The sequence below is a fragment of the Odoribacter laneus YIT 12061 genome (assembly GCF_000243215.1).
GTDB lineage: Bacteria > Bacteroidota > Bacteroidia > Bacteroidales > Marinifilaceae > Culturomica > Culturomica lanea.
In genome coordinates this window covers 45,226-70,904 of sequence record NZ_JH594597.1, presented here as the reverse complement: position 1 = coordinate 70,904, position 25,679 = coordinate 45,226, and the positions used below count along the sequence as shown (strand labels likewise).

22 protein-coding genes are annotated in these 25,679 nt (G+C 40.6%); 13 read left to right on the top strand and 9 right to left on the bottom strand.

Features of this window, described 5'->3' with window-relative positions:
* Positions 1-359 precede the first annotated feature (359 nt).
* The 7 genes from HMPREF9449_RS12615 (at position 360) to HMPREF9449_RS12585 (ending at position 7,200) form a co-directional block, all read left to right on the top strand.
* Positions 360-1,229 carry a cell division protein FtsX gene (locus HMPREF9449_RS12615; RefSeq protein ID WP_009137649.1) on the top strand — a complete coding sequence of 290 codons (870 nt, stop codon included), beginning with the start codon at positions 360-362 and terminating at the stop codon, positions 1,227-1,229.
* A gap of 27 nt (positions 1,230-1,256) precedes the next feature.
* Positions 1,257-1,535 carry a DUF3098 domain-containing protein gene (locus HMPREF9449_RS12610; RefSeq protein ID WP_009137648.1) on the top strand — a complete coding sequence of 93 codons (279 nt, stop codon included), beginning with the start codon at positions 1,257-1,259 and terminating at the stop codon, positions 1,533-1,535.
* Between the two features lie 65 nt (positions 1,536-1,600).
* Positions 1,601-2,389 (top strand): undecaprenyl-diphosphate phosphatase, encoded by a 789-nt coding sequence (locus HMPREF9449_RS12605; protein ID WP_009137647.1) that lies wholly within the window; start codon positions 1,601-1,603, stop codon positions 2,387-2,389.
* Between the two features lie 28 nt (positions 2,390-2,417).
* Positions 2,418-3,119: a tRNA pseudouridine(55) synthase TruB gene (gene truB, locus HMPREF9449_RS12600; protein ID WP_009137646.1), complete on the top strand. Its 702-nt coding sequence runs from the start codon at positions 2,418-2,420 to the stop codon at positions 3,117-3,119.
* A 106-nt stretch (positions 3,120-3,225) separates the two neighbouring features.
* Positions 3,226-4,275, top strand: coding sequence for a tRNA preQ1(34) S-adenosylmethionine ribosyltransferase-isomerase QueA (queA, locus tag HMPREF9449_RS12595; protein ID WP_009137645.1), 1,050 nt, complete (start codon positions 3,226-3,228; stop codon positions 4,273-4,275).
* Between the two features lie 217 nt (positions 4,276-4,492).
* Positions 4,493-5,293, top strand: coding sequence for a M48 family metallopeptidase (locus HMPREF9449_RS12590; protein WP_009137644.1), 801 nt, complete (start codon positions 4,493-4,495; stop codon positions 5,291-5,293).
* Between the two features lie 134 nt (positions 5,294-5,427).
* Positions 5,428-7,200 (top strand): DUF4091 domain-containing protein, encoded by a 1,773-nt coding sequence (locus HMPREF9449_RS12585; RefSeq protein ID WP_009137643.1) that lies wholly within the window; start codon positions 5,428-5,430, stop codon positions 7,198-7,200.
* Between the two features lie 49 nt (positions 7,201-7,249).
* Here the strand turns inward: HMPREF9449_RS12585 and HMPREF9449_RS12580 are convergent, their stop codons facing one another.
* Positions 7,250-8,500, bottom strand: coding sequence for an aminotransferase class I/II-fold pyridoxal phosphate-dependent enzyme (locus HMPREF9449_RS12580; protein WP_009137642.1), 1,251 nt, complete (start codon positions 8,498-8,500; stop codon positions 7,250-7,252).
* A 262-nt stretch (positions 8,501-8,762) separates the two neighbouring features.
* Between HMPREF9449_RS12580 and HMPREF9449_RS12575 the strand changes: the two genes are divergently transcribed.
* From HMPREF9449_RS12575 to pyrI, 5 genes are all read left to right on the top strand, one after another.
* Positions 8,763-9,563, top strand: a complete 801-nt coding sequence (locus HMPREF9449_RS12575; RefSeq protein WP_009137641.1) for an outer membrane protein assembly factor BamD — start codon at positions 8,763-8,765, stop codon at positions 9,561-9,563.
* 23 nt (positions 9,564-9,586) lie between these two features.
* Positions 9,587-9,940 (top strand): DNA-directed RNA polymerase subunit omega, encoded by a 354-nt coding sequence (locus tag HMPREF9449_RS12570; RefSeq protein WP_009137640.1) that lies wholly within the window; start codon positions 9,587-9,589, stop codon positions 9,938-9,940.
* A gap of 64 nt (positions 9,941-10,004) precedes the next feature.
* Complete coding sequence (gene coaBC, locus HMPREF9449_RS12565; protein WP_040611990.1) at positions 10,005-11,213, top strand: bifunctional phosphopantothenoylcysteine decarboxylase/phosphopantothenate--cysteine ligase CoaBC; 1,209 nt, start codon at positions 10,005-10,007, stop codon at positions 11,211-11,213.
* 310 nt (positions 11,214-11,523) lie between these two features.
* Positions 11,524-12,432 (top strand): aspartate carbamoyltransferase, encoded by a 909-nt coding sequence (gene pyrB, locus HMPREF9449_RS12560; RefSeq protein ID WP_009137638.1) that lies wholly within the window; start codon positions 11,524-11,526, stop codon positions 12,430-12,432.
* A 58-nt stretch (positions 12,433-12,490) separates the two neighbouring features.
* Positions 12,491-12,946: an aspartate carbamoyltransferase regulatory subunit gene (gene pyrI, locus HMPREF9449_RS12555; RefSeq protein WP_009137637.1), complete on the top strand. Its 456-nt coding sequence runs from the start codon at positions 12,491-12,493 to the stop codon at positions 12,944-12,946.
* 72 nt (positions 12,947-13,018) lie between these two features.
* Here pyrI and HMPREF9449_RS12550 read toward each other — a convergent pair whose 3' ends face one another.
* On the bottom strand, positions 13,019-13,996 hold the full coding sequence (locus tag HMPREF9449_RS12550; RefSeq protein ID WP_009137636.1) for a type I phosphomannose isomerase catalytic subunit: 978 nt from the start codon (positions 13,994-13,996) through the stop codon (positions 13,019-13,021).
* 121 nt (positions 13,997-14,117) lie between these two features.
* On the opposite strand from HMPREF9449_RS12550, the gene HMPREF9449_RS12545 reads away from it, so the two are divergent.
* On the top strand, positions 14,118-15,188 hold the full coding sequence (locus tag HMPREF9449_RS12545; RefSeq protein WP_009137635.1) for a hypothetical protein: 1,071 nt from the start codon (positions 14,118-14,120) through the stop codon (positions 15,186-15,188).
* Here HMPREF9449_RS12545 and HMPREF9449_RS12540 read toward each other — a convergent pair.
* From HMPREF9449_RS12540 to HMPREF9449_RS12505, 7 genes are all read right to left on the bottom strand, one after another.
* Positions 15,185-15,952: an alpha/beta fold hydrolase gene (locus tag HMPREF9449_RS12540; RefSeq protein WP_009137634.1), complete on the bottom strand. Its 768-nt coding sequence runs from the start codon at positions 15,950-15,952 to the stop codon at positions 15,185-15,187. The genes HMPREF9449_RS12545 and HMPREF9449_RS12540 overlap by 4 nt on opposite strands.
* A 46-nt stretch (positions 15,953-15,998) precedes the next feature.
* The gene (locus tag HMPREF9449_RS12535; protein ID WP_009137633.1) at positions 15,999-16,760 is read right to left on the bottom strand and encodes a succinate dehydrogenase/fumarate reductase iron-sulfur subunit; all 762 of its coding nucleotides are present in this window, start codon (positions 16,758-16,760) and stop codon (positions 15,999-16,001) included.
* 72 nt (positions 16,761-16,832) lie between these two features.
* Positions 16,833-18,773, bottom strand: coding sequence for a fumarate reductase/succinate dehydrogenase flavoprotein subunit (locus HMPREF9449_RS12530; RefSeq protein ID WP_009137632.1), 1,941 nt, complete (start codon positions 18,771-18,773; stop codon positions 16,833-16,835).
* A gap of 73 nt (positions 18,774-18,846) precedes the next feature.
* Positions 18,847-19,530, bottom strand: a complete 684-nt coding sequence (locus HMPREF9449_RS12525; RefSeq protein WP_009137631.1) for a succinate dehydrogenase cytochrome b subunit — start codon at positions 19,528-19,530, stop codon at positions 18,847-18,849.
* Between the two features lie 186 nt (positions 19,531-19,716).
* Positions 19,717-22,725 (bottom strand): glycoside hydrolase family 3 N-terminal domain-containing protein, encoded by a 3,009-nt coding sequence (locus HMPREF9449_RS12520; protein ID WP_040611927.1) that lies wholly within the window; start codon positions 22,723-22,725, stop codon positions 19,717-19,719.
* 270 nt (positions 22,726-22,995) lie between these two features.
* On the bottom strand, positions 22,996-24,255 hold the full coding sequence (locus tag HMPREF9449_RS12510) for a hypothetical protein (RefSeq protein WP_040611988.1): 1,260 nt from the start codon (positions 24,253-24,255) through the stop codon (positions 22,996-22,998).
* Positions 24,256-24,268: 13 nt separating this feature from the next.
* On the bottom strand, positions 24,269-25,573 hold the full coding sequence (locus HMPREF9449_RS12505; RefSeq protein ID WP_040611924.1) for a DUF4270 family protein: 1,305 nt from the start codon (positions 25,571-25,573) through the stop codon (positions 24,269-24,271).
* Positions 25,574-25,679: the final 106 nt, after the last annotated feature.

The window sequence follows — 25,679 nt, the reverse complement described above, 5'->3', positions numbered from 1 at the left end:
TTTCTGGGGGCAAGGTCGTGCTCTACCAACTGAGCTATTTTCGCATTTCGATGAATTCAGTTTTAGAATCGTTTCCTTGCCAAGGTCGGAAATTTGTATTTCTGGGGGCAAGGTCGTGTTCTGCCAATTGAATTTTCACTTATGTAAAAGAACTTTTTCTTTTAGCGACTGCAAATATAAGGTGTTTTTTAGTTTGTACAAATAAAATCATAAAAAATATTTTTAAGACTTTCGGAAAAGGAAAGGAAAAAAGAAAAAAAATGGAGAAAGAAGAGAGATTTATCGGATAGAACGTATTCAAATTATTGTAGGACGAGGAGATTATTATTATATTTGTCAGGTTTTTAAGAAAAAGTAAAATGACCGGGAAAAAAAGCAGAAGAGTTGTCGGTTCCTATTTCGTTTCTACATTGAGTATTGCCTTGGTGTTGGTTGTGGTAGGGATTTTGATATTTATTCTGTTAAATGCAAGGTTTATTTCTGATCATGTAAAACAAAATATCGGTTTTTCCATTATTGTAAAAGATAATGTCAATGAGGCAGAAGTGAAAAAGATGCAAAAGATTTTGGATACCAAGCCTTTTGTTCTCTCTTCCGTTTTTGTCAGCAAAGAAGAAGCTGCCCGTAATTTTAAAGCAGAATTAGGAGAGGATTTTGAACAGGTTTTGGGGTATAATCCTCTGTTGTCTTCTATTGAGATAAAGCTTAATCCGCTTTATGCCAACAATGACTCTCTGGCTATTTTAGAGAAAAATCTTTCTGCTTACGACATCGTTCAAGAGGTTTCTTACCAGAAATCATTGGTGCAATATATTAACGAGAATATTCGTAAGATCAGTTTGATACTTCTCATTGCGGGGGCAGCTTTGGTTTTAATTTCCTTTACGTTGATCCGGAATACGATTCACTTATCGGTTTATTCCCAACGTTTTTTAATTAAAACGATGCAATTGGTAGGAGCTAAGCCCTTTTTTATTTGTAAGCCTTTTATCCGGGATGGGGTATGGTTTGGCTTTTTCGGAAGTATGTTTGCGAATGTCATTTTATTGACAGCCGTTTATTTTTTGCAGCAAGAAGTGGGAGGAGTGATTAATATACTGAACAATCAGATATTGATTATTATGGTGGTATTTGTGTTTATCACGGGTATTTTGCTTTCCTTTTTTTCTTCTTGGTTGTCCGTGGTTACTTATTTGAACAAGGATCTGAATGATCTTTATCAGGTCTGAGATGTATAAAAATTGAAAAGAAAGAATATGGCAAAAAGTAGTAACGTAAAAGATTCCGTAAATAAAGCCGGTTTCCCGATACCGGTAGGGAATTATAAAATGATATTGATTGGTTTCGGAATTGTCATTTTGGGATTTATATTGATGATGGGCGGAGGAAGTGAAGATCCGAATCAGTTTAATTATGATATATTCAGTTTTAGGAGAATAACGCTGGCTCCTATTGTGGTGTTGGGAGGTTTTGGATTTGTTTTTTGGGCAATAATGAGGAAACCTCGGGAGAAAAAAGAAAATCTTAAGGAGTAGGACAATTAGATTATGGATAGGGAAGAGGAGGGATAGAGAACTTCCCGTTTTAATTTCAGAAGAATATGGATTGGTTAGAAGCTATGGTGTTGGGGCTTATCCAAGGCCTTACGGAATTTTTACCGGTAAGTAGTTCCGGGCATCTTCAAATTTTTAATGCGATTTTTGGAATTCAGGGAGAGGAGAATCTCACTTTCGCCGTTGTCGTACATGCTGCTACTGTGTGTAGTACGATTGTGGTATTACGGAAAGAGGTTGCTGCTTTGTTGGCCGGATTATTCCGGTTTAAATGGAATGAAGAGACGATATATATCACTAAAATTGTGATATCTATGATTCCGGTAGGGATTGTAGGCTTTTTCTTTAAAGATTATGTGGAGGCTCTTTTCGGTTCTGGTTTGATGGTGGTAGGGGGAGCTTTGTTGGTAACGGCTGCTTTATTGGCTTTTGCTTATTATGCGAAGCCGCGTGTAAAGACAAAAATTTCTTTTAAAGATGCGTTTATTATAGGCTTGGCCCAGGCTTGTGCTGTTATCCCCGGCTTATCTCGTTCCGGTTCGACGATAGCTACGGGAATTTTGTTGGGAAATAATAAAGAGAATGTAGCTAAATTTTCTTTTTTGATGGTGTTAGTACCCATTTTGGGAGAAGCTTTACTGGATTTGATGAAAGGCGGATTTTCTCAGGGGCAGAGTGGAATTACTACTTCGGCTTTGTTAGTCGGTTTTATATCTGCTTTTCTTTCCGGTTATATCGCTTGTAGTTGGATGTTGAATCTGGTCAAAAAAGGAAAATTAATTTGGTTTGCCGTCTATTGTTTGATTGTGGGCGTGGTTCTCTTAATTGTAAAATGATTCGGTATACAATCGATTTTGATGAAATATGATTTTATTTAAGGAAGAAGGGGTGTTTGGGGAAGGCGCTTTGGTTTTAGTGGATAAACCACTGAAATGGACTTCTTTCGATGTGGTGAACAAAATACGTTGGTGTTTACGGAAAAAATATGGGAAGCTGAAGGTCGGGCATGCAGGTACTTTGGACCCCTTGGCTACGGGTTTGGTGATCATATGTATTGGGAAGTGGACGAAAGAGATCGAACGCTACATGGGGCAGCAAAAGGAATATCTGGCCCGTATTTGTTTGGGAGCTACAACTCCTTCCTTTGATTTGGAGACAGAAATCAATGCAAATTATCCTTGGGAGCATATTACCCGGGAATCTTTTGAAAAAGTACTTTTACAATTCGTAGGGGAAATTCAGCAGATCCCCCCTGTGTATTCTGCTGTGCGGATAGATGGCGTGCGGGCTTATGAAAAGGCTCGCAAGGGGAAAGGACCGGAGATGTTACCCCGGGAGGTTTATATTAAAGAAATAGAGGTAGTTAACTTCGAACTTCCTTATGTAGAACTCCGTATTGTATGTGGGAAAGGCACCTATATTCGTTCCTTGGCTCATGACATTGGAAAGGCTTGTGGAAGTGGAGGTTATTTGTCTGATTTGAGACGTACGCGGATAGGGGAATTTCAAGTGGAAAAGGCAAATAAAATGGAAGATTTGATTGCTTTTTTACAAGAAAAAGCCTAACTTGCGCAACTTATTTTGAACTTGGGCGTTTCTTTTGAAAGAGAAGAGAAAAGTGTTCCAAGTGTTTCATTGTGTGGATACTTATGGTTAATATAAAATTAGAGATATGAAGTTATCGAAGTTTAAATATAAATTACCTTCTGATTTAATAGCCCTTCATCCGACGCCTAATCGGGACGAGTGTCGTTTGATGGTGTTGGATAAAAAGACGGGAAAAATTGAACATAAGATTTTTAGGGATATTATCGACTATTTTGAAGAAAAAGACGTATTTGTATTCAATGATACAAAAGTTTTTCCGGCCCGTCTTTATGGAAACAAAGAGAAGACAGGGGCGGAGATAGAAGTTTTTTTGCTGAGAGAATTGAATAAGGATTTGCGCATTTGGGATGTATTGGTCGATCCGGCTAGAAAAATTAGAATTGGGAATAAGTTGTATTTCGGAGAAGACGATAGTTTAGTGGCAGAGGTAATTGACAATACAACTTCGCGAGGCCGTACCTTGAGATTTCTGTTCGATGGAGATTACGACGAGTTTAAAAAGATATTATATGATTTAGGGGAAACACCTCTGCCAAAGTTTATCAACCGGAAAGTGGAATCGGAAGATGCACAGAATTATCAGACCATATTTGCTAAGAATGAAGGAGCTGTTGCTGCTCCGACTGCCGGATTGCATTTTAGTCGGGAGTTGATGAAGCGTATGGAAATCAGAGGGATAAACTTTGCTTTTTTGACGTTACATGTCGGTTTGGGTAATTTCCGGGAAGTGGATGTAGAAGATCTGACAAAACATAAAATGGATTCGGAACAGATTATTGTAACGCCGGAAACGGTAAAGATTGTCAATGAAGCCAAAGATGAAAAACGGAAGGTCTGTGCTGTTGGTACGACTGTTGTAAGAACATTGGAGAGTTGTGTCACAACTAAAGGGCGTTTGACGGAATTTGAGGGATGGACGAACAAATTTATTTTCCCTCCCTATGATTTTAGTGTGCCGGATGCATTTGTCTCTAATTTTCATTTGCCTTATTCCACTTTATTGATGATGGTAGCTGCTTTCGGAGGGTATGAAAATGTCATGAAAGCCTATGATGTGGCGGTGAAAGAAAAATACAAGTTTGGTACTTATGGGGATGCCATGTTGATTATTTGATCCTTTGGGGCAGAATCCCTTGGGGTTGGATAAGAACAGGTTGTTGGCGGAGGCAGGGAGGTATCTGTATAAAGAAATTTTTAGATTATTGTTGGTAAAATAAGAGGTTGCCGGGATTTTATTCAGGTAACCTTTTTTGTTGAGCTAAATGTTTTGCATCTCCTTGAAACCTTCGGCAGTTTCAGTAAGTAAAAAAGTATAGGTAAAAAAGGAGATTATGAAAGTTGTGAGAATTTTTTTTATAGTGATTTTGGCATATTTGTTTCAGCAATGTGCAACGGTTCCGATTACGGGGCGTAAGCAGCTTTTGATATATCCGGAAGGAGAAATCATGCAACTGAGTCTGACTTCTTATCAGGATTTTTTAAAAGAAAACAAATTGTCTACGGATGCAAAAAATACGGCTAGAATAAAAAATATCGGTAAGAAAATAGCTCAGGCTGTGGAAACTTATTTAAAGTCTCAGGGAATGGAATCTCGGATTGAGGGGTTTAACTGGGAATTCAATTTAGTACAAAGTAAGGAAATGAACGCTTGGTGCATGCCGGGAGGGAAAGTCGTTTTTTACGAAGGAATTTTACCGGTATGTAAAACTGATGCCGGGATTGCTGTTGTCATGGGGCATGAGATAGCACATGCGATTGCCAGGCATGGAAATGAGCGTATGAGTCAACAGATGTTGGTACAGGCTGGAAGTGTAGCAGCGGCTTATGCTTTAAAAAATAAGCCGGAAACCACTCAGACAGTATTGGGAGCGGCCATTGGCCTGGGAGCCAATTACGGCCTTGTCCTTCCCTTTTCCCGGAAACACGAAAGTGAAGCAGATCGTTTGGGATTGATCTTTATGGCTATTGCCGGTTATGATCCTCATGAAGCGGTTGATTTTTGGACGCGAATGGCAGCGGCCTCTTCTGGTCAGAAAGTTCCTGAATTTGCGTCTACGCATCCTTCCGACAGTCGTCGGATTGCTGATTTGAAAGCTGAAATGCCGGAAGCGATGAAGTATTATAAAAAATAACGGAGGGCTGTCTTCGGATTTTTTTCAGCCCGGTGGGTGGTTTTTCAGGGCTGATAGGTAAACTATTTTTTGAAAGTTGATATGCTGATTTTTAATGAAATAGTAAAAGAAAGTGATGCGTTAATAGAAAGATTATGAAAAAAGTGGTGTTTATTCTTTATGTGTGTGTCATTGGTTTGGTATCTATCCCCGAGAAGGGGAATGCTCAGTGTTTTCGCTGGCAACCGGAATATGAGGAATTGACGGATGCTAGAAAAGCAGCTGTTGAAGAATGGAGTAAATTGAAGGATTCTGTATTTGTTAGTTGGGGATCTACGGATGTCCGTTACGTGAAAACGGAAATTCCCCGCTCTCTGGTAAGGCGTCAGCTGTGGAAGGGAAGGGCTTGGAGAGGTGAGCGGGTAAATGCGCAGGCTTTTATACGGACTTTAAAAGATCTGAAGCAGGTGGAGGTTTCGGTCAGTGATTTGGAAGCTGCGGGAGGGGGAAAAATTACGGCCCAACATGTAAATGCCGGATTTGTCCGTTATGTTATGACAGATGAACTAAATAAAGATAAAAGGGGGACTTGTGGATATAGGCCGGACCGGACTTTGTTTGATTCTTCTTTGGTCGCGGATGTCATCGACCGGAATGTAATAGAGTGTATAGAGGCAAAGAGTGTACGTCCCTTATGGGTAACGGTACGGGTGCCGTCAGAGACTCCGCCGGGTATTTATCGGGGAAAGTTAACTTTTAATCGGGAAGAAATCGCCCCTTTAACGATAGAATTGAATGTCTCTTCCAGACAGTTACCGGCGCCCGGGGACTGGGCGTTCCGGCTTGATTTATGGCAGAATCCCTATGCTGTAGCCCGGTTTTATGATTTACCTCTTTGGAGTGAGGAGCATCTGGAAGCGATGCGTCCGCTGATGCAATTATTGGCGGATGCCGGTCAGAAGACAATAACAGCGAGTATTATGCATAAGCCTTGGGGAGGGCAAACAGAGGATTATTTCAAATCGATGGTGATGCGGGTGAAAACGTTGGAAGGGAAATGGATATACGATTATGCTGTGTTTGATAAATGGGTAGAGTTTATGATGGAATTAGGGATTGACCGACAGATCAATTGTTATACGATGATTCCTTGGGATCTTTCTTTCCGGTATTTTGACCAGGCTTCTGATTCCTTCCAATCCATCCGGGCGGATGTGGGAAGTCCGGAATATATAGCTTATTGGCAGCCATTTTTGATGGATTTTGCCCGGCATTTAAAAGAAAAAGGTTGGTTCGAGATAACAACTATTGCTATGGATGAGCGACCGATGAAGGCTATGCAAAAAGCCATCCGCATCATACGAGAGGCTGATCCGGCTTTTCAGATAGCTTTGGCAGGTAATTATCATGCGGATATTGAAGCCGATATATTCGATTATTGCTTAGCATCTGCTCAGGTATTTCCGGAAAAAGTACTGCAGGAAAGGAGGAAAAGCGGTAAAATAAGTACCTATTACACCTGTTGTTCTGAATCGTATCCCAATACCTTTACGTTTTCGCCTCCGGCAGAATCCGCTTGGCTGGGATGGTATGCAGCGGCCAAAAATTTTGATGGGTATCTGCGGTGGGCTTACAATAGTTGGACAAAAGATCCGTTGAGAGATTCCCGTTTCCGGGCTTTTGGCGGAGGAGATTGTTATTTGGTTTACCCGGGCGGACGTTCGTCTATACGTATGGAACGATTGATTGAGGGAATACAGGATTATGAGAAAATCCGGATCCTGAAAAACGAATGCGAAGAAAAGAACAATACGGCTGGTTTAAAACGAATTGAAAAAATGTTGGCGGATTTTGAAATTGACAGATTGCCTGAACAATCGGCTGCGGAAATGATTCGTAAGGCTCGTCAGCTGCTGAATAAATTATAAAAAAATGTCCCAAACAGGCTTTGGGACATTTTTTTATAAGCGGGAGGGATTACAAATTATTTGCATCCACCAATGTTTCTTTGTTGTATTCGCCTTTTGCTAATTTTTCAGCAACATTCTTAAAGGCTTTGATAGTGTATTTCACATCTTCAAGCGTATGAGTGGCGGTGGGGATCAGGCGCAACAATAACTGACCTTTGGGAATAACCGGATAAACAACGATAGAGCAGAATAAATTGTAATTTTCTCTCAGATCGGTGGTTACTTGCATTCCTTCAGCTACGCTACCGGAAAGATAGACAGGGGTGACCATAGAATTTGTCTTTCCAATATTCAGACCGTCTTCTTTCAGTCCTGTTTGTAAGGCATGAGCAATTTGCCACAATTTTTCGCGGCGTTCCGGTTGTGTCCTCAGCAACTCCAAGCGTTTGATAGCGCCTTCTACCATAGGCATGGTCAGGGATTTTGCAAAAGTTTGAGAACGCATATTGTAGCGGAGATACATACAAATATCCTCTTCGGTAGCGACGAATGCTCCGAAACCAGCCATAGCTTTGGCAAAAGTACCGAAATAGAGATCAATTTTGGCTTGTACGCCGAAATGTTCTCCTGTTCCTGCTCCTGTAGGCCCCATTGTTCCAAAACCATGAGCGTCGTCTACTAATAAACGGAAGTCAAATTCTTCCTTCAAAGCGGTAATTTCGTCCAGCTTACCTAAGTCGCCTGCCATGCCGAATACACCTTCGGTAATAACCAGGATTCCTCCGCCTGTCGTTTCCACCCATTTGGTAGCTCTTTCCAGTTGCTTACGGAGACTCGGAATATCGTTGTGTACATACACAAAACGTTTTGCTGGCGAAAGCCGTAAACCGTCCATAATGCAGGCATGAGATTCAGCATCGTATACAATGCAATCGAAACGACTGGTCATCGCATCGATGATAGAAATCATTCCTTGATAGCCGAAATTTAACAGAAAAGCGTCTGGTTTGCCGACAAAATCCGCCAGTTGAGATTCCAGGTATTCGTGACGGGAAGTCTGGCCACTCATCATACGAGCTCCCATGGGGTAAGCAAGTCCCCATTGGGCAGCGTATTCTGCATCTGCCTTTTTTACTTCCGGGTCGTTTGCCAGACCAATGTAATTATTCAGACTCCAGTTTAACACTTCTCTGCCACGGAATTTCATCCGGGGACCGATTTCCCCTTCTAGTTTCGGGAAAGCAAAATAGCCATGAGCTTGTTTTGCATATTGACCGATATTTCCTTTCTGTTTTTTTACTCTTTCAAAAATGTCCACGTCTTTACTATTTTGGAATTTTTAGAATATCATTAAATTTGAAGCAAAGGTAATTAATAAAACTAAAAGCGGAAAGCTAAAAACTAAAAAATAGCAGAGAGGGTAAAAAACAATAGAAGGAAAGGAAGAAACAGATTTTTTAAGAAGGGAAAGAACTTAAAAAAACAATTTTTAAGTTTTTGAGCCTTAGTTTTCACCTAAAATTGTTGTTTGTTGGGATTTATGCTGTATCTTTGCATGTTGCAAAAAAAGCATTCATTTTATGAAGAAAATAATAGGATTTATTCTGGTTGTACTGATGTTCAGTTCTTGCGGTGAATATCAAAAGCTTTTGAAAAGTACGGATTATCCCTATGTGTATTCTAAAGCTATAGAGTACTATAATAAGGGTGAATATCAGAAAGCGATGAATTTGTTCGATGGGATCCGCTCTATTTTTACCGGGACCAGTAAAGCTCAGAGTATAGCTTATTATCGGGCTTTCTGTACTTATAATCAAAAAGAATATCAATACGCTTCAGAGCTTTTTAAGCAATTTGTTTCCCTTTATCCGGAAAGTTCTTATGCAGAGGAATGCTTGTATATGATGGGGTATTGCAATTACATGGCTTCTCCACGGCCGCGTTTGGATCAACAGACGAGTTTAAAAGCCATTCAGGATTTTCAGCTTTACCTCAACCGTTATCCAAACAGTATGCGGAAAGAAAAAATAAACGGATATATCGATGAATTATTGGATAAATTAGCCTATAAAGATTACCTCAGTGCTAAAAATTATTATTTACGTGAACATTATAAAGCAGCCGTCGTAAGTTTACAGAATTGTCTGAAAGATTATCCTGGCTCTAAATACAGGGAGGAAATCATGTATATGCTTTTTAATGCGAAATATGAAATGGCAGTCAATAGTGTGGAGGATAAAAAATTAGAGCGTTATAACGCTGCCAAAGAGGAATATTATTATTTTGCCGATGAATATCCGAACAGTAAATATGCCAATGAACTCAAAAAGAAGTATGACACGATAAATGCTTTTCTGGATAATTACAAATTTGACGAATAAAGTAAATTAATATAAAATCAATTATGGTAGATTTTAAAAAAGTAAAGGCGCCGAATAATACGGTTACCCGTAACCCGGCTGTTTTTTCAGCTAAGGCCGGGAATATTTATGAGGCAGTTGCTATTATTGCAAAAAGAGCAAATCAAATTTCTGTTGAAATGAAAGATGAATTGAGCCGGAAACTACAAGAATTTGCTTCTTATGCCGATAATCTGGAAGAGATTTTTGAAAATCGCGAGCAGATTGAGATTTCGAAATATTACGAACGAATTCCGAAACCTGTCCTGATTGCTACCCAGGAGTTTTTAGATGATGAGATTTATTTCCGTAATCCTGCGACAGAAAAGGATAGGGAAAAAGTTGCAAAAGAAGATTAATCTATAAAGCCACTCAAAAGTGGCTTTTTTGGTTTTTTCCGGAGGTTTATTTCCAATCATTTTTATTATGCTGAAAGGAAAACATATTATTTTAGGAATAAGCGGAAGTATTGCGGCTTATAAGGCTGCTACTTTAATTCGCTTGTTGGTAAAGGAAGGGGCTGAGGTAAAAGTCGTCATGACTCCTTTGGCAAAGGAGTTTATTACCCCCTTAACCCTGGCGACCTTGTCTAAAAATCCGATATTAGTCGATTTTTACAATCCTGAAAATGGAGATTGGCATTCTCATGTAAGTCTTGGATTATGGGCGGATTTATTGCTGATTGCTCCGGCAACTGCCAATACCATCGGGAAGATGGTTGCCGGAATTGCAGATAATTTATTACTGACCACTTATCTCTCGGCCAAATGTCCTGTAGCGGTGGCTCCGGCAATGGACTTGGATATGTACCGGCATCCCGCCACACAACGGAATCTGAACGTATTGAAATCCTATGGAAACTGGATTATAGAACCGGAAGAAGGAGAACTTGCCAGTGGGTTGTCGGGCAAAGGACGCATGGAAGAACCGGAAAAAATTGTGGCTTTTTTGTCTACCCTTTGGCAAGAAAAAAAAGATCTGACAGGTAAGAAGGTTTTATTGACAGCTGGTCCTACTTATGAGAGAATCGATCCTGTACGTTTTATCGGAAATTACTCTACAGGAAAAATGGGGTTTGCATTGGCCGAGGAATTTGCGGCCAGGGGAGCGGAGGTGATTTTAATTGCTGGACCGGTAAATCTCAAGACTATTTCTGCTGCTATCCGGAGAGTTGATGTTGTATCTGCCGGGGAGATGTTTGAACAGGTCATGCAGTTTGCCGATCAATGTGATATAGTCGTCTCCTGTGCCGCTGTGGCGGATTTTACTCCCAAAGAAAAGTCCGGTACAAAAATAAAAAGGGGGAAAATGGATTTAAATCTGGAATTACAACCCACTCAGGATATTGCTGCTGAATTGGGACGAAGAAAAAAAGCCGGTCAATTGCTGATAGGCTTTGCTTTAGAAACGGATGATGAGGCTTGCAATGCGGTTCTCAAACTTCGGAAAAAGAACTTGGATTTAATTGTACTCAATAGCCTCCGGGACAAAGGTGCCGGTTTTGGTGGGGATACCAATAAGGTGACTGTGATTGATAGAAAAGAGCAACAATTCGCTTATGATTTGAAATCCAAACAAGAAGTAGCTACAGATATTGTAGACCGGATTGTCGATTTGTTGCAGGTAAAATGAAGCCTAAGACAGCGGAAAAAGGAAAGAAAAGAAGGAAAAATGGAAATCTGCAAGATTTTATTTGAAACAAAGTTCTATAAAATTGTAACATTTTAAAATATTGTTTACATTTGAATTCTGATATGATGTCAGAATTTAAAGATATAAATCAGCATGATTTCAGACATGGTCTGAAAGAAAGACATAGTTCAGCTATACAGAACGGAGAAAACCAACATTGTCTATGGACAAATGTTGGTTTTTTTTATATCCGAAAAGTGAACGCTTACCGGAAAGGAAAGGTTTAATTTGAATACTTAAATATAAAAATATGAATACATCTAGTTTAGTATCGATCGAAGATTATACGAAAGACGAAATTTTAGAAGTGTTGAAATTAGCTTCAGCATTTGAAGAAAATCCGAATCAGCGGCTTTTGGAGGGAAAGGTAGTCGCATCTTTATTTTTTGAGCCTTCTACCCGTACCCGATTGAGTTTTGAGACGGCGATTAACCGTTTGGGAGGACGTATTGTCGGTTTTTCTGATGCTTCTTCTTCCAGTGTGACCAAAGGGGAAACGTTGAAGGATACCATTAAAATGGTGGATAATTATTGTGATCTCATCGTTATGCGGCATCCGGTAGAAGGAGCCGCCCGCTATGCCAGTGAGGTTGCGGCTCATCCTGTTATCAATGCAGGAGACGGAGCCAATCAGCATCCTTCACAAACCATGTTAGATCTTTATTCCATTTACAAAACACAGGGGACACTGGAAAATCTGACTATTTGTATGGTGGGCGACCTGAAATACGGACGTACAGTCCATTCGTTATTGCAAGCAATGAGTCATTTTCATCCGACTTTCCATTTTGTCGCACCAGAGTCTTTGCAGATGCCGACGGCTTATAAATTGAAATTGCGCGAATTGAATATTTCTTATTATGAGCATACGGAATTAGATGAAGTCATTGACCAGGCGGATATTTTATATATGACTCGTGTACAGCGGGAAAGATTTGCAGATCCTTTGGAATACGAGAAAGTGAAGAACGTGTATATTCTGAAAAATGCCATGTTGGCAAATGCCAAAGAAAATATGCGTATATTACATCCTCTGCCCCGCGTCAATGAAATTGACGTCGATGTGGACGAGAATCCGAAAGCTTACTATTTTGAGCAGGCCCGTAATGGAGTATTTGCCCGTCAGGCTATTATTACCAAAGCGTTAGGACTGAAATGAGGTGGAGAGGAAAGCTGAGTCTGAAATTTTAAAGATTTGAATTTTAAATTAATTTATTATGGCTAAAAAGGAATTACAGGTAAGTGCTATTGAAAATGGTACAGTCATCGATCATATACCGGCAGATAAATTGTTTGATGTAATCAATGTGTTGGGAATTGCAGATATGGAAAATGCAATGACTTTCGGAACCAATTTGCGTAGCGTTAAATTGGGAAAGAAAGCAATTATTAAAATTTGGGATAAGTTTCTGGAGGACGACGAAGTGAATAAACTGGCCTTAGTGGCTCCTGCTGCAAAAATTAATATTATCCGGGATTATGATGTGGTTGAGAAAAAAACAGTAAATGTGCCGGAGAAAGTGGAGGGAATTGTTAAATGTATGAATCCGAAATGCATCACCAATCACGAGTATGTCCGGACTAAATTTACGGTAGTCAACGATTTTCCCATTGTTTTGAAATGTCATTATTGTGAGAAATTGACGGATCAGGAGCATATGGAAGTAATTTAGAGAAGAGAGACGACAGACTTTAAATGAAAAGCCGCTATCGAAATTTCGATAGCGGCTTTTCGGATTTATTTTTTAACCGATATAGATTTCCAATATTTCGCTTTCCCGTTCAGGAAGTAAAAAGATGTTTTGTAAGGAAGCAGGGATCAGTACCGTTTCTCCTTTTTTCATCTTGATGGATTGGTCGATATTATAGACGATGGAAAATTCTCCTTCCAGGCACATATAGATGACGAAGGAGTCTATTTCGAAATAGTCTTTTTCGATTTCCCGGTCGAATTTCAGATAATTAGTTGTAAAATAATTACAGGATACTAATTCCTCTGTATGATTTTCATGGGAGTGGTAATGTATGCTGTGTTCTGTTTGTTGCTTAAAGCAAATGACATCTGTAGCCAGTTCGGTATGGAGTTCTCTGGCTTGCCCGTTTTTATCCCGGCGGTCGTAATCGTAGATCCGATAAGTAATGTCTGATGTTTGTTGAATTTCTGCAATCAGACAACCTTTTCCGATAGCGTGTACTGTTCCGGCGGGGATAAAAAAGCAATCTCCTTTTTTTACTTTTTCGACATTGAGAAGTTCAGGTAAGGTATGATGCTGAAGTTTGTCCAGGTATTCTGTTTTATCAGTATTTTTATTGAATCCCAGTAATAAACGGGCTTCCGGGGTGGCATCTACCACATACCACATTTCTGTTTTTCCGTAGGCATTGTGCCGTTCACGCGCAATGGCGTCGTCGGGATGTACTTGGATGGATAAATCGTCGCAGGCATCTATGTATTTAATTAATAAGGGGAATTCTATACCGAATTTTTCATAGACCCGGTCACCTACCAGGTCGCCCATATAAACTTCAATTAATTCTTCCAAATTGTTGCCCGCCAGAGGACCTTCGCTTACGACAGACTGGTTTTCCTGAACGCCTGATATTTCCCAACTTTCCCCGATAGGAGAAGACTGTACGTTCTTATTTTGGCTTTTATAAGCTAGTTTTTCTCCCCCCCAAATTGTTTGTTTGAGGATAGGGGTGAATTTTAAAGGATATAACATATTTTTGTTTTTATTGTCGTGTTTATTTTTTTTCTTTTCTGGCATAAAAATTGTATCTTGCACAAAGATAGAGAAATTTAAAAACCAAAAACGAATAATTAAAAGCTAAAAATTGACAGTTATGAAAATCTTGAAATGGATGTTGGGAACGATGTGCTTGTGTGGGATGATTTCTTGTAGTGATGATAACGGGCGTGACGATACGATACTGGAAATGCATCGGCTTACCGGAAAATATTGGTATTGTACGAATTGGGCGAATAACAAAGAGGGGTATACCACTGACGATTTACTGGAAATATTGAAATTCGGGGAAGACGGAAAATTGTGGCGGATGGATTTTGGCGGAAAGATTGATGAGGTAGTCGGAAGCTGGACGAGTGATAACAATGTAATTACTTTAAATTATACGGAGAGTGGGGAAGAAAAGTGGAATGTGTTGCATAGTGGAGAGGATTACCTTCATGTAAAGGTAAACAAAGGAGAACGGAATTTTGTGCTTGAACCTCGTTATTTGCAGAATTTAGCTGCTGATGCTTTTTTAATTCAAGAGATAAGTAAGACGGAAGAAGTGCCCCTGCGGGTGGGTGTAGAGATAACCGGTGCTAATACAGTAAATATTGGAGATGCTGAAGTCATTTTGGCAAAAGGTCAGGTTGTTCCGATGGTATATAAAAGCCGTACCAAATCTTGGAATGCCCGGGATGTTATTGAAGCGAATCATTTGGGATTGCCTGGAGAAGAGCGGTTGGTCGTATTTTATATAAATGCAGGGGGGAACCCTGTAAAATTCAGTGATCGTATTTATGCCGGAGAAGTTCCTTCAAAAAGTTTTGATGCTTTCCAATTGAATGCGATTAATAAAGGACAAGTTTTGGAAGTAAGCTGGAATGCTTTTGCTCAAGCCGGAATTTACTACCGGGTAGAGGTGCTGAATGGGAATATGGATACTTCTAATCCTTATTTTGTAAGCGTATTGTACGACAATATCAGCACTTTATCCATTACCAAAGATACAAAGACAAACAATGATCTGCCTAACCGTATGGGGGAACTGAAAAACGGGATGAATTATGTGGTCCGTTTGTCTGCTATTGTCTTGGAGCCCGGCATGGATTATAATCACAAATACAGTTATACGAATCTGCAGTCTGTTACTTTTGTAAAAAGGGCCTTTGTCTGGGAAGATTAGGCAAGAAAGGCAGAAATAATTTCCGCAAGAGCTTCTGGTTGTTCAGCATGTATCCAATGGGAAGAGCCAGCTACTGTGGTGATCCGGGCAGCTGGAAAATACTTTAGAATAGACGTGATATTTTGAATGTAGGATGAATTTTCTCCTTTTATAAATAAAACAGGATCTCTGTAAGTTGCTTCCTCCCATGTGGCGGGATAGCTACAGAGATTTTCCATATTTTTTTGTATAAAATCAGGATCCGTTTTCCATTCAAAATACTTATCTGTTTTGGAAATGTTTTTTAGAACGAGCTGTACGAATTTTTCTTCCGGAAATTGTTGACGGAGGGAAATCAGTAAATCTTTTCTTTCTTTGAATTCATTGATAGGGATAGACTTCATATAATGGAGAATACGCTTGTGTTCTGCAGAGAGGGGATAAGCAACCGGGGCAATATCTACCAGGATTGCTTTTCGTACGAAGGAGGGATAAGTCAACAGAAGTTCCATAACCGTTTTTCCGCCCATCGAGTGGCCGATGATATGCGGTGGAACTGCAAGCTTTAAGCCGGTAATAAATTCTCTGACATCTTCGCTCATCGCTTGGTAAGTATGTTCCGGATGACGGGGAGAACGGCCGTGATTCCGTAAATCCGGAAGAAAAACGTGAAAATGTTCAGCTAGGAGATTGGCTACAGGTAGCCAGTTTTCAGAAGCCCCCCATAATCCGTGCAGAATAATCAACGGATAGCCTTTGCCTTTTTCTCTGTAAAATAATTGCATAGATGCAGGAATAAAGGAAAAAAGCCGCCCGGAGGCGGCTTCTTATTTAGTCTTTCAGTTTTGCTTTTAAGAACTCCCGGTTGAGACGGGCGATGTGTTCGATAGAAATGCTCTTTGGACATTCTGCCTCGCAGGCGCCGGTGTTGGTACAGTTTCCAAAACCGAGTTCATCCATTTTAGCGACCATCGCTTTGGCTCTTCTGGCTGCTTCTATTTTTCCCTGAGGCAATAGGGCCAGTTGGGAAACTTTTGCGGCAACGAAAAGCATAGCGGAAGAGTTTTTGCAGGTAGCGGCACAAGCTCCACATCCGATACAAGCTGCTGCATCCATTGCTTCTTCGGCATTGTCGTTAGAGATGGGAATGGCATTTGCGTCGGGTATTCCTCCCGTATTTACGGATACGTAACCTCCGGCCTGAAGAATTTTATCGTATGCTTTCCGGTCGACGATAAGGTCTTTTATAACGGGAAAAGCTCCGCAACGCCAAGGTTCTATAGTAATCGTAGCTCCCTCTTTAAAGCGGCGCATATGTAATTGGCAAGTCGTTACATCGTCGTCGGGTCCATGAGCGCGACCGTCGATGAATAAACTACAAGTGCCGCAGATGCCTTCTCGACAGTCATGGTCGAAAGCTACCGGTTCTTTGTTTTCGCTTACCAGTTGTTCGTTCAAAATATCCAGCATTTCCAGGAATGAAGTACCGGTAGAGATATTATGGACTTTATAGGTTTCAAATCCGCCTTTGGATTTGGCATCTTTTTGACGCCATACCTTAAGTGTTAGTTCTTTTAATATTGTATCTGCCATAACAGTTTTCTATTTATGATTTACGACCGGGACATTCGCTTGAGGGGCTTATGTCCTTGTCTGAATCGTCAATTATTTATATGAGCGTTGTGTAAGTTCAACATTCTCGAATACCAGCTCTTCTTTATGTAATTCCGGAGCTTTGTTTTCACCTGTATATTCCCATATGGAAACATATTTATAATGCTCATCATCCCGTTTTGCTTCTCCATCGGGAGTAACAGATTCCAAGCGGCAGTGTCCTCCGCAGGATTCGTTCCGGTCCAGGGCATCGTGAGCCATCAAATCAGCTAATTCGATAAAGTCTGCTACGCGGGCTGCTTTTTCCAGCTCGTTGTTCATAGCGGTAAACTCACCTACTACGCGCAAATCTTTGTAGAATTCTGCTTTCAGATCGGCAATTAACTGGATGGCTTTTTCCAATCCCTTTGCTTCACGGGCCATACCGATATAATCCCACATGATGTGTCCGAGTTGTTTGTGGAAATGATCCGGAGATTTGGTTCCTTTGATATCATATAACTTACGCAAGCGGTCAGTAACGTGTTTTTCGGCGGCTTCGAATTCGGGTGTATTGGTTTGGATTTTCGGAGTTTGGATTTCTTTCGCCAGGTAATCTCCAATTGTATAAGGCAGGATAAAATATCCGTCAGCTAATCCCTGCATCAGGGCAGAAGCCCCCAAGCGGTTTGCTCCATGGTCAGAGAAGTTACATTCCCCTATGGAATATAATCCGGGGATGGTAGTCATCAGGTTGTAATCTACCCAAAGTCCGCCCATAGAATAGTGAATTGCCGGATAAATCATCATCGGATTATGGTAAGGATCAACGGCTGTGATTTTTTCATACATTTGGAACAAGTTACCATACCGTTTTTCAATGGTTTCACGGCCTAATTGTTCAATAGCGTATTTAAAATCGAGAAATACTGCTTTTCCGGTATTGTTTACGCCGTAGCCTGCGTCACATCTTTCTTTGGCAGCACGGGAGGCCACGTCACGGGGAACTAAGTTCCCGAAAGCCGGATAGCGGCGTTCCAGATAGAAGTCGCGATCTTCGTCCGGTATATCATTGGGATTCAGAGTCCCGGCTTGTAATTTTTTGGCATCCTCTATTTTTTTAGGAACCCATACCCGGCCGTCATTACGCAAGGATTCAGACATCAAGGTCAATTTACTTTGCTGTTCGCCGTGCACCGGAATACAGGTCGGATGGATCTGTACGAAACAGGGATTTCCGAAGTAGGCCCCTCTCTTATAGGCTTGCCAGGCAGCACTTCCATTACATCCCATAGCGTTGGTAGAAAGGAAAAATACATTTCCATAACCTCCGGTAGCTAGAACAACGGCATGTGCTCCGAAACGTTCGATTTTTCCGGTTACCAAGTCGCGGGCGATTACCCCTCTGGCTTTACCTTCTACGACGACAACGTCTAATACTTCATGACGATTATATACTTTAATTTTCCCTTTTTCGATCTGACGGTTCATAGCGGCATAGCAACCTAACAATAATTGCTGTCCCGTTTGACCGCGAGCATAGAAAGTACGGCTTACCAAAGCTCCTCCGAAAGAACGGTTTGCCAATAAACCGCCGTAATCCCGGGCAAAAGGTACACCTTGCGCCACACATTGGTCGATGATAGCATTACTTACTTCAGCCAAACGGTATACATTGGCTTCACGGGCCCGGTAGTCACCACCTTTTATCGTTTCATAAAATAATCTGAATACAGAGTCGTTATCGTTGGGATAGTTTTTGGCCGCGTTAATACCTCCTTGAGCAGCGATAGAGTGTGCCCGGCGAGGAGAATCCTGATAACAAAAAGCGGTTACATTGTATCCCAGTTCGGCAAGGCTGGCTGCAGCAGAACCACCGGCTAAGCCGGTACCTACTACGATAATATCTAATTTCTTTTTATTAGCCGGACTGACCACACCGATGTGGGCTTTATGGTTTGACCATTTGTCTTTTAACGGTCCGGCAGGTATTTTAGCATCTATTATTGACATAACGATTAATTTAGAATTTTTGATGTGATTTTTGAACTCTTACTCTTCAGTAAGGGATCTGCTCCGACTGGGCTTAGTTCCCTAATCCTGCCATGAAATACAGCGGTATAATACTGAAACCAACCGCAATGATGACGGCAAAAATATAGCCTAATGCGCTCAGGCGTTTCCTCCAGATATCGTTGGAAAAACCAACGGATTGGAAAGCAGACCAGAATCCGTGTGTCAAATGGAGACCTAACAAAATTGCTCCGGCAATGTATAAACCACAGTAGACAATACTGGATTTAAACAAACTGGAGACCAGTAAGTAGGTATTTTCCATTTCTACGCCATCCACGACAACGGCTTCGAGATTACCTGTTACCTTGATGTTCCACCAGAAATTGTAAATGTGAATCACCAAGAACACCAATACTAAACCACCCAAGATGTACATGTTGCGGGATGCCCATGTGGCATTTTGGCTCTGATTTCTTTGGGCATACTTAATGGGACGCGCTTTTTGATTTTGCAAAGTAAGTATACTTGCCCAAATAATGTGAATAATAAACCCGATAGCGAGGATCGGCTCGACAATTTTAATAACAGGGTTTGTAGCCATGAAGTTAGCTCCATGGTTGAATAATTCTCCGCTGTTATCAAAAATCAGGAATAAATTTAGCGTCAGATGGACGCATAAAAATGCGATCAGGAAAAGTCCGGATAAACTCATAATGACTTTTTTCCCGATGGAGGATGATAAGAAATTACTCATAATTAAGATTATTTATTAATAACTGGTTAAATTCTTTCTTCACATGCAAAAGTATCTTTTTTTCCCGATATTACCAGTAATCAATAAGGAAAAGTTTCCATAATCGTTGACGAAATTTTTTTCTTTTTTCATCGCTGATAATCAGGTAGATATGTTTTGGTTTTTCTCTTTCTCCTTTTATAAAGATCAGGGCGTTTCGGGAGGACAGATTGCTTTGTAAATAATTTCCTGAATTTTTGTCCGTATACTTTCTTCGGTAAGCTTGGTATTGAATTCGTTGGGGTAGGTACGGTTGGATAAAAATATATAAATAAGTTCGTTTTCCGGATCAGCCCAAGCCATGGTGCCGGTAAAACCGGTATGTCCGAAACTGCAGGCAGGAGCATTTTTACAGGCCGGACTGCTTTTGGTTGTATCAGTTTCCGGTTTGTCGAACCCGAGGCCCCGCCGGTTTGTTGGTGGAGTATCTGTCTTTTGGGTGAAAAGTCGTACGGTAGCAGGCGAGAAAAAATATTCTCCTCCGTAACGACCTTGGTTGAGGTAGACGGCCATGATTTTTGCCAGATCTTCTGCTGTAGAGAAAAGGCCGGCATGTCCTGCTACCCCTCCTAACAAAGTGGCGGCGGGATCGTGTACGTATCCTTTGATTTCTGTTTTCCGGTATAATTTGTCGACACTGGAGGGAATAATACGGGAAGCATTGAAACGTTTTGCAGCTTGAAAAACAGTATTATAAGCTCCTAACTTTTGATAAAAATTTTCCCAGCAATAATGATCCAACGGTTTCCCGGTGAGATTTTCTATGGCTTTTTGAAGAAGGATAAATCCCAGATCGCTGTATACATAATCCTTTTTAGGATTGAGTTCTGAGTTTAAAATACAGCATAGGGTGGTATCCCGGTAGGTTTTACAGATATACAAACCGGGTGTCAGAAGTTCGTAATCCGGTAGTGCTTTTCGGGAAAGGGTACTGTCCCGGAAACGGTAATTGGGGTTTGCATAAAGCCGATTTTTCAGTTTCAGATTGTTTTGAGCAGTAGGTTTGACGGTAAAAAGTTGTCCGGGTAGGGCTTTTTTGTCGATAGCATACGTAAAGGTGGGAACGATCGGTTTTAAGCCGGCAGTATGAGTGAGGATTTCTTTTACTGTAATCTCTTTTTTATCGGTTTCTTTTAAGGGGGGATAATAATTTGAAAGAAAGGTATCCAGCCGGATCATTCCGGCATCGTATAACTTCATGATAGCGGGTAAAGTAGCTGCGATTTTTGTAATGGAAGCTATATCGTAAATATTATCTGTTTTATTGGGAATTTGTTTGGCGTAAGTGTGGTGGCCGAAAGCTTTATTATAGACGATATATCCGTTTTTGGCAATCAGTACCTGGCAGCCCGGAGTAGCTTTGATCTGAATGGCTCGTTTGCAGAGAGAGTCTATACTTGCTAGAGAGCGAGAAGAGAGCCCGCACATTTCGGGAACACTGTAACCTAAGCGGGTTTTAGGCGTTGAGATGCCGCTACCGACGGGATAAGCCGGAGAAATTCCGACAGGCAGGCGACCGTTTACCGGTATACCGCCGAAAATCGCCTGAGCTGCATATTGACGGGAATATAAATGGTCTTCATAATTAACCAGTATTGCATCTAGAGGAAGTGCTGTATAATTTTTCAATCCGTAAGGTATTCCGGGATGACAAAGGATGATTCTTTTTCCCTTTAATTGTTCAATAAGTTGTACGAGACGGGGCGTATAGCCAAAATCCCGCGAGGCCAGGTTGGAAGCTTTGCTATTATACAAAAGGATACAATTGTAAGAAGCCAGCTTTTTGACTAATTCCTGGATTGCTTCTACAGAAGGTTTTTCGCCTGTTTGAAAATGTTCAATATTTTCATAGTGATCCAAAGTCGTTTGAAAATGATTGAGTTTTTCCCCTCCGAAATTTACGCTGGCAAGCCGGAGAGTATCCAATCTTTTCAAGGGAAGTAGATTTGCTTCGTTTTTTAGTAAAGTAATAGCTTGCTTGTATAGTTCTTGTTTTAGAGCAAAATCTTCTGCGGTATTCAGACGGGACCATAAACCCTCGGTTTGGATAGGTAAGGGTTGAGGAGAAACATATTGATATTTGGCTATCAGGATTCTACGGCATCTTTGGTCGATAATTTCCTGTGGAATTAAACCTTCTTTAAGAGCTTGTTTTATACGGTTGATGGCTTGTTCTATATTTTGAGGAAAAAGCAAGACATCGTTTCCGGCAATTAGAGCTTGTACCTCTGCCTCACCCGGTTTGCGGTCCTGTACGACCCCTTTCATATTCAGGGCGTCAGTGAAACATAGGCCTGAATATGAAAGGGAATCCCTTAGAAAATGTTTAATAATTTGCGGGGAGAGAGAAGCGGGCAATGGACAGGTATCCAATGCTCTGATATTCAGGTGAGCAATCATTAGGGCCGGAATAGAATCTGTTATCAATTTTTTAAACGGATAGAGTTCTATCGAATCCAGGCGCGTACGGCTGTGATTTATCTCGGGAAGTGCTTTGTGGGAATCTGTATCCGTATCTCCGTGTCCTGGGAAATGTTTTACAACAGGCAAAACATGCTGAGATACGGATCCTTTTATATACATCTGGGATTTCCGGTAAACATTATCGCGGTCTTCACCAAAAGAACGCATGCCAATGACTGGATTTTGAGGGTTGTTGTTAATATCGGATACCGGAGCAAAATTGATGTGTACTCCTAATTCGCGACAATGTCGGGCGATAGTAGCCCCTAAACGAAAAATCAGAGAATCGTTTGTTAGCGCACCTGTAATTAACATCTTGGGAAATTCCATGGCGGTTTGTAGCCGCCATCCGATACCGTGTTCCGCATCCATTCCTATCCATAAGGGATACTTTGACTCTTTTTGGAAACGGTTTGTCATTTCAGCTTGCCGTACCGGTTCCCCTTGAAAAAAAATGATTCCTCCGATGTGGTAGGTCTGGAGCAGTTTACTCAACTTATCTTCATAGTCTTTGTCTTTATTACTATAGGCGGCAATCATAAATAGTTGTCCGATCTTTTCGTCCGGGGACATCGCCTGAAGACTCTTGTCCGCCCAGGCTTCTGCTTCGGCTGATTGTGCCAAACCCGAGAGAGGGGAAAGAAAAGAAAGTAAGATTGTAATTGCTGTAACTATTTTATTTAAATTCCTCATGACATTCAAGCGACCTCTATTTGAAAAGACAAGTGTGAAAAAAACACAGGAAAATAGAAAAAAGAGATTGTCTGAAAAGGTAAAATTCTCCTTTTTGAAGATCCGTGTCCCTTTTAGAAGAGAAGCGGAGGGAATTGACAACTCCGTTTCCTGCTTTTTATCAAAATTACAAATTTACCCCTCCAGCATCCGAAAAACCTTGCGGGTCCAGATTGAAAACTTGCTACTCTACTCCTCCCGTCCTTTGTTGGACAACCTCTTCCTATTTATTTAATCGATTTTTCGTTTCATAAACCATCCTTCTTTGAAAGCAATATTAATCCGGATTTTTCCGAAATTTTCCCGGATCAATCCGTTGGCTTCTGTACCCCTGACGCCAAAGTCAAAAGCAATACCGAGCAATAACTCCCGGTTAGGGATATAAACGGGAATCTGGGTTCCTAACGTAAGGGCATAAGTATTGATATTGGTATGGTTTAACCGGATTTGCGACCGTACCGCATAGGTACCTAAAATATATTTATTCCGTTGCCACCAATATCTTCCGTAGCGGGCCGGAAGTAAAGATACTCCCAGGGAACCTTTGTGATAATCCTGAAATTCCTGGTTTTCTCCGAATTCTTCGTACTGGGACATCCGTTGATAAGTATAATCACCAGCCAAATTCCATTTGTCTTTATAATCGTATGAAAATCCTCCCACAATCCGGAACGGATAGGTGATGTATCCTCTGCTTAAGAGTTCGTTATCCAGCGTTTGCTGGCCGGAAGTACTGGAATTGATTTTATAAGCTCTGAACGTCCGTTTCCCCCCTAATTTGGAGCCAAAGTTCATAGAAGCTCCTAAAGTTAAGTTGGATTTAGAGGATAAAGTAAACATATATTGCAGTCCCAGGTTAAAAATAACATCGTGTACTGAAATTTTGTTTTGCGTACTGATATAATAGCTATCCATTACTACCGGTACCAACGACAACCGTTTTTCCAGGTTCCCGAATACCAGAGAAGTATTTAGGCCGACGGAAAATTTTCCAAATTTATAGGCCAGGCCGATATAAAAATCGTTCAATCCTCCGCTTCCGGATACTTGTTGGTTATAATATTCGTTTTCACTTCCATTGATTAGTTTGTAATAATGGAGGTCATATCCAATATCGGACCTTTGGTTAAAACCAAAAGAAGAATAGAGATTTTTATACAAGCGTAAAGCCATGTTCAGAGAAGCATTTTGCGCTACCCTATAATTGGTCCTTTCCTGGTGGGTAGAAATATTGACAAATTCTCCTGTAATACCGAATTGTATATAAAAACGGTTACTATCTAAAGCTGTATAGGAGGCCGGATTTAGAAAGTTGATATTTGTGGCATCCCGCATAGCCGCAGAAACTCCGCCCATTGCTGTATAAGGTCCGTAATTATCTTGGAGTAGTCCGATCCCATACATAGAATAAGGGGTACCTGTATTATTTTGAGCCAAGAGACTGCCTGAAAATAATGCAAAAACAAGAGATAACAGGAGCGTTTTTTTCATATTAAAAAAAGCATTATTCATATTTAGCATAGTAAACTTTTAACACCGGTATGCGATCGACCGTTAAGCGGTTGTAGCTTGTACCCATTGTATTCACCGGAATACTGATAATGACCTTATTATTTTCCAAAGCATTGGGTTGTAAACATAAAGCATTATAATAATCCGTAATATTGATCACATATTTATTTTTTTCAGGAGTATTGATATTGTAATATAAAATCCCTGTAGCAGCATTGCCTGAAGCATCCAGAATGGGGGATATCACTTTATTTTCCGAATTGGATTGGTACAGATTAATCGTAGAGGGTAAACTAAAGTCCAGGTTCGCGTATTGTTCGGGTTGTAATTCTATTTCAGCTTTTACAATGGTTCTGTACTTTTCTCCCGCAGGAGCGATTGGCAGCTCCATTTTGATCATAAATCCGGTTAAACCTTGCGTAAGTGTTTGACCAAGGGCTGCATTTCCCCAGGCGGCATCCTGAAACGACAGGTTCATCATTTGATCTGTAAGTACGCTATAAGGCGTTCCGGCAGCATCATTTGTAATGTGCATAAAGGTGTACCTGTTAAATTCCGTACTTTTGGCAAAAGAATAAGTGTAACTTCTGTCCGAATCGTGAAAATGTAACTTGACATTTAAACTATCCGGGAGCGTACTCATCGTAAATACACAGGTGTTATTGGGGGCGGGAATTAATGCCAACCCTTTAAAATAGTGTATAAAGAGAGCGTCGTTCCGGATTTCTTCCGTATTGTATTTCACCATATCGAATAAAGTACGGCCTAACTTATCGTCTAAACGGAAATATAATTTTTGAAGATTTCTTTTACTGGGCAATAAATCGAAAGTACCTAAGACTTCAGGATGGTATTCTACGGTAGAAATATTGTACAATAAGTCTGTTTCTGAATTGGGGACCGGGTTCTCTTTTAACTGATGTACGGAATATGTTTGAATAGCGGTCGTATCCCCCCAGATACTTCCGGAATAACTGAAATTAAACGTGATGGAATCGTATCCGTAGGTATTTTTAATCTCAGTACCTCCGTAAGGCACAATTTCAAAATAAGGAGTAACGGTGGTTCTGCCTGAAAACGGGTCTTTTGCAGAGCCTACCATTAAATTTTTCAGCAATGTATAAGAACCAGTAGAAGTTGCAAAGGAGTCTAGTTTGACAGTAGACGTTTGAGTGATCGGAAAGCGTTCAACCGCAACAAAATCTTCATCATAAATCAAATCGTGCCCGATAGAAGTGACATCATTGGTACACGAACAATAAATGATTACAAAACAAATAAGAATGATATTTTTCATATTTATGATATTGCATATAATCAAAGGGCGAAGGTAAAATTATTTTCCAAAAATATGATACAGTAAAGGTATTTTAATTTGTGATTACAGGAATTATAGAATTTTG